Raw genomic sequence first — 9,754 nt, 5'->3', positions numbered from 1 at the left:
CTTCAAAATACAATAGCCCCTATATGGCTTAATAAAAAAAGAGGCTGCCTCAAAAATTGCTTTTGAGACAGCCTCTTTCATTTAGGATTCGTCCTCCCCTCCTACCGTGCGGTTGATGAACTGCAGCAGCGGCATCAGGGCGGTAAAGGCGGTCACGGTCTTTTTGTGCAGGCCGGCGGTGGTGAGCTCCGCGTCGGGCACATGTGCTTCGGCAATAAAGCTTTTGAGCTTCAGGTAGTCAATGGCGGGATGGTCTTTTTCGTACCCTTTGGGCGCCGTGGCCAAGGAAATGTCCGGGCTCCGGAACAGGTTGCCGTAAACGGAGCGGAACTTTTTTTCCTGCAGCAGGGCGGAGAACTCGTCGCCGCAGTAGTCGATCTCCTGCCGCATTTTTTTCAGGGCCGCGTTGTCGGGCATCCACAGGCCGCCGCCGACAAAGCTGCTGCCGGGCTCGCAATGAAAATAGTAGCCGGCAAAAGGCGACTTGCGTCCGCCCCGCTTGATGCTGGCGCCGAAGTTGGTCTTGTAGGGTGATTTGTCCTTGGAAAAGCGCACGTCGCGGTTAATGCGGAACGTGCAGTCACGGGCGGTCAGGCCGGTGATGGTGGTATCGGTCCGCTGCACATCGTCGATGACCAGCTGGATGAAATTCTGGAAGTCGATCTTGGCAGCTTCGTACCGGGCCCGGTTGGCTTCAAACCAGTTCCGGTGGTTATTTTCCTTCAGATCGGAGAGAAAACGCAGGGTTTGGGGTTCAAGCATCTAAACTTAGTTTACGAGTTTACAAGTTTACGGGTTTACGAGTTAGTTCCTGAGTTTCTATGTTCCTGAGTTCCTAAGTTCTCCTGTTTGTGGACCATTGTCCAACAAAAAAGGCATTCACTTTTCAGCAAACGCCTTTCAATTTCCACGACAACTACAAACGACAAACGACAAACCTTTTAAACTCTTGCCCAGTTTTCACCGCTTTTAATGCGGTACATGGTCATTTCGCTGACATTATACTTATCGGCAAGTTGTTTAATGGTGAGCCGCCTGTTCTTGTTGTTCAGCGTGTCTTTGATCTTGCGCACCTGGCCAATGGTCAGCTTCAGGCCCACCTCGCGGTTGGCCTGGCGTTTCTTGTACGCAATTTTAGCCGGACTGTGTTGCTGGTGCTCAATCATTTCGTCCAGGGTAGCCCACTTCAGGTTCTTGATGTTGTTGTCGAGCTTGTTGTGATTCTTGTGGATCACATACTTGTGCCGTGGCGAGGGCCGGGTTGAAAACAGCTTGGCCAGTTCGCGATGGATATAGATCGTCCCTTTGTTGCCGGGCCGGTGCAGGTTCAGCGTCCGGTAACCGGTGGTTAACGAACCCTGCAACAGTTTCCCGTCGCCCAGGATATCTTCCTTGTAACTGGCTATACGGCCCAACGATGATGCAGCATATCGGTTACGCAGGCCCTTGCTGCCGCTAAACTGCAGCGGTTTCCATACTTCACCTGTTAATTTTTTGATCATGGCATCCACTTCATTTTTAAAAGCAATCGAAAGCTTTTGGGTACATGTTCTACCTGATACAGCCGTAAAATTCGTGCCTAATCGCGTGAAAGCCCGCTACAGCGCTTCCAAAACTCATTGAAACTCATGGATGATAACGAAACAGGGGCGCTGCAGGCATGCTGCAGCGCCCCTGTTGGGAAGGAATAAGCCGAAATTTTTTAAGAGGGCGTAGCGACGATCTTCAAAAAATCGTCTTCCGAAATGATCTTGATGCCGGCAATTTTCTTTGCTTTTTCCAGCTTGCTGCCCGCATCTGCGCCTACTACCAGGTAATTCAGCTTGCTGCTGACGCCGGAAACGATCTTTCCGCCATTCTTTTCCACCAGTTCTTCCGCCTCGCTGCGCTTCAGCTTTTCCAGGGTGCCGGTAAACAGGAAGGTCAGGTCCTGCAGGTTGCCGCCGGTGGCGTACTGCTTTTCGGTATTCACCAGCGAAACACCTTTTTCCTCCAGCTCCTGCAGCATCCGGATATTATCGTCGTTTTTGAAAAACTGCACGACGCTTCCGGCCACTTTCGGTCCTACATCTTCCAAACTTTGTAGAGATTCTTCGTCAAAGTTTTGCAGCTCAAGTATGTGGTTGACGGCATGGGCCAGCACTTTGGCCATGGTTTCGCCCACATAGCGGATGCCCAGGGCAAAGATCAGGCGGTGCAGCGGCTGCTGCCGCGACTTGTCGATGGCGGCCTGCAGGTTGGTGATGGATTTCTTTCCGAAGCCCTCCAACTGTGCAATAGCGTTATAATCCAGCTCGTACACCTGGGGAACGGTTTGGAGCAGGCCCAGTTCGTAAAACTTGCGGATGTTGGCCTCGCCCAGGCCGCGAATGTCCATGGCGTCCTTGGAGGCGAAGTGCATCAGGCGCTCCAGCACCTGTGCGGAACAGTTAATATTGGTGCAGCGCCAGGCGGCTTCTTCCTCGGCCCGGTACAATTCGTCGCCGCAGGCCGGGCAGTGCGTGGGGAAGGTTATGGGACGTTCGTTACCGTGGCGCACGTCGTGCAGCGATTTGACGATGTAGGGGATCACGTCGCCGGCCCGCTCCACCAGCACCCGGTCGCCGATGCGGATGTCCTTTTCGCGGATCACGTCCTCGTTGAACAGTGAAACGGAGGCTACCGTGACGCCGCCGATGTGCACGGGCTCGATCTTGGCCACCGGCGTAATGGAACCGGTACGGCCTACCTGGAACTCCACATTTAATAAGGTGCTGGTGGCCTGGCGGGCGGCGAACTTGTAGGCAATGGCCCAGCGGGGGTGGTGGGTGGTCATGCCCAGGCGGTCGTGCAGCTCAAAATTGTTGACCTTGATCACCATGCCGTCGATCTCGTAGGGCAGGTCGTCGCGTTTGGCCTCGAAGGCGTTGCAATAATCGATCACGGCCTGGATGCCCTTGAGCACCTTCATTTCCTTTTTGGGGCTTCTGAAGCCGAGCTTCCAAAGCAGCTCGAGGGCTTCCGAATGGGTTTCGGGCTCGTTGGCCTTGTTGCCCGACAGGGTGTAATGGCTGATCTGGTAGGTAAAGGCCTCCAGCTTGCGGCGGCGCACCTCCAGGGGGTCCTTGATGCGCAGGGTGCCGGCGGCGGCATTGCGGGGATTGGCCAGGGGCGGCACGCCCTGGGCGGTCAGCTGCTCGTTGAATTGCTTGAAGTTCTCCTTGCTCATCAGCACCTCGCCGCGGATCTCCACGCTGTCCAGGCCGTAGTCCGAAAAGCGGGCGGAAAGCGGGATGGTCCGGATCTGCTTGATGTTGGGGGTGATGTCGTCGCCGTGCACGCCGTTGCCGCGGGTAGCGCCGCGGGCCAGCCGGTCGTTTTCGTACACCAGCGACATGCTGGCGCCGTCGAACTTGGGCTCCACGCAGTACTCGATCTCGTCCACTTTGGCGCCTTCCCGCGCCCGGCGGTCGAAGTCCAGCAGGTCCTCGCTGTTGTACGAGTTGTCGAGCGACAGCATGGGCACCAGGTGCTGCACCGTGGGGAAGTCCTTGGTGAGCCCTTTGGCCACGCGCTGGGTGGGCGAGTCGGGCACCACCAGGTCGGGGTTTTCGGTTTCCAGCTTTTCGAGGGCCTTGAACAGGGTGTCGTACTCGGTATCGGAAATGAGGGGATCGTTTTGAATATAATAGCGGTACTCGTGGAACCGCAGCACGTCGCGGAGGGTGTCGGTATCGCCAAAGGAGATCTTGCCGGCCTGTGCCTTCTTCAGCAAAGCCAGGGTCTGCTCATTCAGTTGCGGGAGTTTTTCGGGTGCCATGCCCGTAAAAGTAATGGGAATTGGTTAATTGGGAATTAGGGTATTGGGCGGGGCCGGCCGGTGAAAAAATCCTTCCGGCCGGGTGTCGGGGGACCTATCGGGCGTTTTTTGCCGTGGCTGCTTGTTAACAATATTTAAAAGCTGTCAAAATATTTATTGAAAATCAATCGTTTATGAAAGTCGGTAAAAAATTTATCGGCTAAAAATCAAGTTATCCACAATTCCTCTCCCTATCTTTGCGCTCCAAATTTTAAATAGTCACCGGGATGGCGGTGACATAAACATTTTTTATTATGAGTCATTTACATTTTACAACCAAGCATGCGAATGCGGCTACCGTTCAGCGCAACTGGTATGTTGTAGACGGTACCAATCAAACCGTGGGTCGTATGTGTGCGCGTATTGCCGCTATCCTGCGTGGCAAGAACAAAGCATACTACACCCCTCACGTTGACTGTGGCGATTTTGTAATCGTTACCAACTGTGACAAAGTGGTCTTCACCGGTAACAAAATGGAAGAGAAACTTTATGACCGTTACAGCGGATACCCCGGCGGCCGTAAAGAAGAAAGAGCCAAAGACCTGCTGAAGCGTCGTCCTGAAGTAGTTATCGAAAGAGCCATCAAAGGCATGCTCCCCAAAAACCGCCTGGGCCGCCAGATGTACAAAAAACTGTTTGTATACACCGGCAGCGAACACCCGCACGTGGCACAACAACCCAAAGAACTGAAGTTCTAATTAACAACTAACCTCAACCTTAATTCCTAATTTTCTAATAAATGGAAAAACAAAGAAATGGTGTTGGTCGCCGTAAAGAAGCGGTAACAAGGGTATTCCTGAACAGGGGTACAGGCAACATCACTGTAAACGATAAAGATTATAAAGTATACTTCCCGCTGGTTTACCTGCAAAACCAGGTGGAACGTCCGCTGAAAACCATCGAAGCCGTTGACAAATACGACATCAAGATCAACGCTACCGGTGGTGGTCTGAAAGGTCAGGCTGAAGCCGCCATGCTGGGTATTTCCCGCGTGCTGGTGGAACTGAACCCCGAATTCCGCCCGGCGCTGAAAGCTGCCGGCCTGCTGAAACGCGACCCGCGTTCGGTTGAACGTAAGAAGTTCGGTAAGAAGAAAGCCCGCAGAAGCTACCAGTTCTCCAAACGCTAATTTATCCTTCATCAAATTATTTACATCCACATGGAACAAAATACTTCCCTTCAACAACAACTCCTCGAAGCAGGTGTACACTTTGGTCACCTGAAGAAGAAGTGGAACCCCAAGATGTTGCCCTACATCTTCGCTGAGAAGAAAGGCATTCACATCATCGACCTGAACAAGACCACCGAAAGCCTGCAGGAAGCTGCTGCCGCTCTGAAGCAAATCGCCCGCAGCGGTAAGAAGATCCTGTTCGTAGGTACCAAGAAACAAGCTAAGGACATCGTTACCGAGTGTGCTCAGCGCGTGAACATGCCCTACGTTACCGAGCGTTGGCTGGGTGGCATGCTCACCAACTTCAACACCGTTCGCAAGAGCGTGAAGAAAATGCAGAGCATCGAGAAAATGCTGACCGACGGCACGTTCGACTCCATTACCAAGAAAGAGCGCCTGACGCTGAGCCGCGATAAAGAAAAGATGGAAAAAGTTCTGGGCGGTATCGCGCAACTGGGTCGTGTTCCCGCTGCCCTGTTCATCGTGGACATCGGCCATGAGCATATCGCCCTGGCGGAATCCAAGCGCCTGGGCATCACTACCTTCGGCGTAGTGGATACCAACTGCGATCCCAACAAAGTTGACTTCGCGATCCCGGCCAACGACGACGCTACCAAATCCATTGCGATCGTTACCAACTACATCACTGCCGCCATCGCGGAAGGTCTGGCCGAGCGCCAGGCTGCCAAAGAAGACGAAGGTGATGAAGCAGCCCAGGACCTGGAAAACGAAAAAAGAGCAGCACGCCTGGAAGCCGAAGCACAAGCTGAAGCCGGTCGTGGCCGCGGTGGCCGTGGTGGCCAGGGCGGCGGACTGAACCGTGGCGGCGGTGGCCGTGGCGGTGCCGGTCAAGGTGGCCAGCAAGGTGGCGGCCGTGGTCGCAGCGGTGGCCAGGGCAACCGTCCCGGCGGCGGTGGCGGCGGCGCCCGCAGACCGGGTGGACGCTAAGCTTTCAATTCTATCAACAATCTTCAGAACGCTGCTTCCCCCCGGAAGCAGCGTTTTATCGCATAAACAACTTCAAATCTTTTTACTATGTCTACTGCACAAATCACAGCACAGGATATCAATAAACTGCGCCAGGCTACCGGCGCCGGCATGATGGATTGCCGCAAGGCACTGACCGAAACCGGTGGTGACTTTGAAGCTGCCATCGACTGGCTGCGCAAGCAAGGCCAGAAAGTAGCGGCCAAACGCAGCGACCGCGAAGCCAAAGAAGGCGTGGTGATCGCGAAAACCACTGCCGACAACAAAACCGGCTTTATCGTTACCATCAGCTGCGAAACCGACTTCGTTTCCAAGAACGCCGACTTCGTAGCCTTCGCCCAAAGCATCGCCGACGCTGCCGTTGCCAACGACGTGAAAAGCGCCGAAGAGCTGAACGAAGTAACCGTAAACGGTGCCAAAGTAGCCGACCTGATCAACGACAAGCTGGCCTCCATCGGCGAAAAGATCGGCGTTAGCCGCTTTGAGCGCGTGGAAGCTCCCTTCGTGGCTTCTTACATCCACGGTGCTTACCGTATGGGTGTGCTGGTAGGCTTCAGCAAAGACGCCGGCGAAGCCGGTAAGGACGTGGCCATGCAGATCGCTGCCATGAACCCCGTAGCCGTTGACGCCGCTTCCGTTCCCGCCGACGTGATCGCCCGCGAAAGAGATATCGTGGTAGAGCAAATGAAGCAGGACCCCAAAATGGCCGGCAAACCCGAGGAAATGATTGCCAAAATTGCTGAAGGCAAACTGAACGCCTTCTTCAAGGAAAGCACCCTCATCGCCCAGCCGTTTGTTAAGGACAGCAGCAAATCGGTTGGCGATTTCCTGAAATCCGTAGGCGGCGACCTGAAAGTTACCGAATTCAAACGCGTAGCCCTGGGATAATCGACCTCCTTCTCCATAGAACTTTTGAAAAAGCCGGCGCCATCGCCGGCTTTTTCTTTTTAGTATACCCACCCGCTCTTCAGCCGCGTGAACGCCCAGGCCAGCAGCGGCAACAACAGGCAAGCCAGTGCCAAGGGCGGGTAAACGGAAAACAGCAGCGCAGCCGCCAGCAACAGGTAAAACGGGTAGACCAGCACCAGCAGGGCCGTGAGCACGGAATCGTAATGGTCGCTGCGGCGGAAAAACAGCAGGGAGAACAGCTTGCAGCCCACATAGAGCGGCAGGTGCAGCAGGGCGCCGGCCAGGGCGGGCAGCAACAGCAGGGCCGCTTCGGCTGCCGGCAGCGGGGGAAACCTGTTCACCAGGGCCTGCCGGTCGCCGGGCGGGATCTCGTACACCGCCTGCTGCAGCTGCGGCAGCAGGCAGGCATTAAAGGCCAGCAGCTGCTTGCCGTGGGTAGGTTCGTCCATGACCTGGTGCGCCTCGATAAATTCGCCAAAATACAGGTGCACGGCCTTGCCGAAGCTTTTGAACGAATGGTAGTTCAGGGCCACCGGCAGCACCTTCAGGGGGATGCCCTGCTGCCAGCTGCTGACGGCCAGCCGGCCGGTGCCTTTGCGCAGGGGGCGCAGGTGCCATTCGTTGGCGCTGCCCGCCTCGCTGAAGATCAGCACCACCGCCTTTCGCTGGAACGCCAGGCGGCAGGTTTCGAAGGTGGTGTAGTTGTGCCCGAGGTTCCCGATGCCTTCGGTGGTGCGATAAACCGGCAGCAGCCGCAGCCAGTGCAGCACCTTTTTTACGGGGCGGTAGGCAAAGGCGTCGCCTCGTGCCAGCGAATACACGGGCTGGTCGAACAGCGTGGTCAGGATCATGCCGTCCAGGAAGGAATTGGGGTGGTTGGCGGCCAGCAGCAGCGGCCCCCCTGTCTGCAACAGCTGCGGGTTGCTGACCACCAGCCGGGGGCAATAGATCTTCAGGGCAAGTCGTCCGTATATTTTCAGCAGGGAGTAAAACACACTGGAAAATTAGGCAACAAAAGCAGAATGAGCAATGGGCAAAAAACAATAGGCAATTTGCAGGAAAAAAGCGACAATCCATCATAACTCATTCAGCACCAAAACAAGAATCAACCGGTGAACCCCTGAACTGGTGAACTCGTGAACGTTACTTGCTTCTTTCCGCTTATCTTCGCACCGTTTTAAAAAAAATTAACCCACATGTTGCCTAAATATAAACGTATTCTACTGAAGCTTTCCGGCGAATCTCTTATGGGAAACAAGAGCTTTGGCATGGACTCCGAAGTGATTGCCCAATACGCACGGGATATTCAATCCATTGCCGACCTGGGAGTACAGGTAGCCGTGGTGATTGGCGGCGGCAACATTTACCGGGGCATGAACGAGGCCGAAACCGGTATCGAGCGGGCACATGGTGATTACATGGGCATGCTGGCCACCGTGATCAACGGCATGGCCCTGCAGGCTGGCCTGGAAAAGATCGGCGTTTACACTCGGCTGATGAGCGCCATCAAGATGGAGCAGATCGCCGAGCCGTACATCCGCCGCCGCGCCATCCGCCACCTGGAAAAAGGACGCGTAGTAATCTTCGGCGCCGGCACCGGCAACCCGTATTTTACCACCGATACGGCCGGTTCGCTGCGGGCCATCGAGATCAAGGCCGACGTGATCATGAAAGGTACCCGCGTGGATGGTATTTACACCGCCGATCCCGAAAAAGACCCCACCGCTACCAAGTACGACACCATCACGTTCAGCCAGTGTATTTCCAACAACCTGCAGGTAATGGACATGACCGCCTTTACCCTGTGCATGGAAAACACCCTGCCGATCATTGTATTTGACATGAACCGGCCCTACAACCTCCGCAAAGTGGTTACCGGCGAACACGTAGGTACACTGGTGACGGCCTAAGCCCCCCATAAAAGGAAGGGAACTGGAATTAAGGAATCCGGGATTGGGATATTAGGTATGGGGGATGTGGCACATCATTTTTTAATAGATGATGAACATCATTCCAAATTTCTGGTATCCCAATTTCTAATTCCCTAATTTTCCACCCTCGAATTTACCCAACCTTTTATATTTCCCGCTATGACGCACAGCACGAAGAGGCACAACATCGGCGACCTGCGCCGCGAATATGCCTCCAAAAGTCTTCTCGAAAGCGATGTGGCCCTCCACCCGATGGAACAATTCGGAAAATGGTTCCGCGAAGTCCTCGACAGTGAAATTGATGAAGCCAACGCCATGACCCTGGCCACCGCTTCGGCCACAGGTATTCCCTCCGCCCGGATCATGCTGCTGAAGGGCTTCGACAAAGACGGTTTTGTCTTTTTTACCAACTACCAAAGTTTTAAGGGGCTGCAACTGGAAGAAAATCCGAAAGCCGGCCTGCTGTTCTTCTGGAAGGAACTGGAGCGCCAGGTGCGGGTAACCGGGCTGGTGAAGAAAATTTCGGCCGAAGAAAGTGATGCCTACTTCCACTCCCGGCCCGAAGGCAGCCGCATCGGCGCCTGGACGTCGCCGCAAAGCCAGGTGGTGGAAAGCCGCGAATGGCTGGATGCGCAATACCTGAAACGACTGGATGAATTTAAGGGGAAAGCGGTTCCCCGGCCCTCGCACTGGGGGGGCTTCCTGGTACAGCCTATTATTGTAGAGTTTTGGCAGGGACGACCCAGCCGGCTGCACGACCGTATTCAATACTCCCTGCAGGAGGACCAAACCTGGAAGATTGAGCGTTTGGCTCCGTAGGAATTGGTTAATTGGTTAATTGGGGAATCCCTGAAAATAGCTTTTCCAGAGGCTTACTGATCAGATCGGTAGGCCTCTTTTTATTATTGAAGGGTATGT

Annotated in this window: 10 protein-coding genes; 6 read left to right on the top strand and 4 right to left on the bottom strand. The window is 54.6% G+C overall.

From position 1 onward, the window contains the following. Positions 1-81: 81 nt before the first annotated feature. The 3 genes from V9K67_RS26500 to ligA all read right to left on the bottom strand — a co-directional run bounded on the left by V9K67_RS26500 (position 82) and on the right by ligA (position 3,799). Positions 82-762, bottom strand: a complete 681-nt coding sequence (locus tag V9K67_RS26500) for a DUF2461 domain-containing protein (RefSeq protein WP_336728060.1) — start codon at positions 760-762, stop codon at positions 82-84. A 179-nt stretch (positions 763-941) separates the two neighbouring features. Further along, entirely contained in the window at positions 942-1,502 is a 561-nt protein-coding gene (locus tag V9K67_RS26495) for an NUMOD4 domain-containing protein (protein WP_336728057.1), read from the bottom strand. A gap of 200 nt (positions 1,503-1,702) precedes the next feature. Then, complete coding sequence (gene ligA, locus V9K67_RS26490) at positions 1,703-3,799, bottom strand: NAD-dependent DNA ligase LigA (protein ID WP_336728055.1); 2,097 nt, start codon at positions 3,797-3,799, stop codon at positions 1,703-1,705. Between the two features lie 293 nt (positions 3,800-4,092). On the opposite strand from ligA, the gene rplM reads away from it, so the two are divergent. The 4 genes from rplM (at position 4,093) to tsf (ending at position 6,884) form a co-directional block, all read left to right on the top strand. Next, positions 4,093-4,536 (top strand): 50S ribosomal protein L13, encoded by a 444-nt coding sequence (gene rplM, locus V9K67_RS26485; RefSeq protein ID WP_336728052.1) that lies wholly within the window; start codon positions 4,093-4,095, stop codon positions 4,534-4,536. A gap of 41 nt (positions 4,537-4,577) precedes the next feature. Continuing rightward, positions 4,578-4,967, top strand: coding sequence for a 30S ribosomal protein S9 (gene rpsI, locus V9K67_RS26480; RefSeq protein ID WP_336728051.1), 390 nt, complete (start codon positions 4,578-4,580; stop codon positions 4,965-4,967). Positions 4,968-4,997: 30 nt separating this feature from the next. Then, positions 4,998-5,957, top strand: coding sequence for a 30S ribosomal protein S2 (gene rpsB, locus V9K67_RS26475; protein WP_336728048.1), 960 nt, complete (start codon positions 4,998-5,000; stop codon positions 5,955-5,957). Between the two features lie 87 nt (positions 5,958-6,044). Continuing rightward, positions 6,045-6,884, top strand: a complete 840-nt coding sequence (gene tsf / locus V9K67_RS26470) for a translation elongation factor Ts (RefSeq protein WP_336728046.1) — start codon at positions 6,045-6,047, stop codon at positions 6,882-6,884. A 59-nt stretch (positions 6,885-6,943) separates the two neighbouring features. On the opposite strand, the gene V9K67_RS26465 is transcribed toward tsf, so the two are convergent. Further along, positions 6,944-7,900 carry a 1-acyl-sn-glycerol-3-phosphate acyltransferase gene (locus tag V9K67_RS26465; protein WP_336728044.1) on the bottom strand — a complete coding sequence of 319 codons (957 nt, stop codon included), beginning with the start codon at positions 7,898-7,900 and terminating at the stop codon, positions 6,944-6,946. A 201-nt stretch (positions 7,901-8,101) separates the two neighbouring features. Here V9K67_RS26465 and pyrH point away from each other — a divergent pair, with 201 nt between their 5' ends. Next, the gene (gene pyrH / locus V9K67_RS26460) at positions 8,102-8,815 is read left to right on the top strand and encodes a UMP kinase (RefSeq protein ID WP_336728043.1); all 714 of its coding nucleotides are present in this window, start codon (positions 8,102-8,104) and stop codon (positions 8,813-8,815) included. Between the two features lie 180 nt (positions 8,816-8,995). Beyond that, positions 8,996-9,655, top strand: a complete 660-nt coding sequence (gene pdxH, locus V9K67_RS26455; RefSeq protein ID WP_336728041.1) for a pyridoxamine 5'-phosphate oxidase — start codon at positions 8,996-8,998, stop codon at positions 9,653-9,655. Positions 9,656-9,754 lie beyond the last annotated feature (99 nt).

This window comes from Huijunlia imazamoxiresistens (genome assembly GCF_037132455.1).
Taxonomy (GTDB): domain Bacteria; phylum Bacteroidota; class Bacteroidia; order Chitinophagales; family Chitinophagaceae; genus Flavisolibacter; species Flavisolibacter imazamoxiresistens.
The sequence above is the reverse complement of the archived record's forward strand: the minus strand, read 5'-3'. Positions and strand labels throughout refer to the sequence as shown.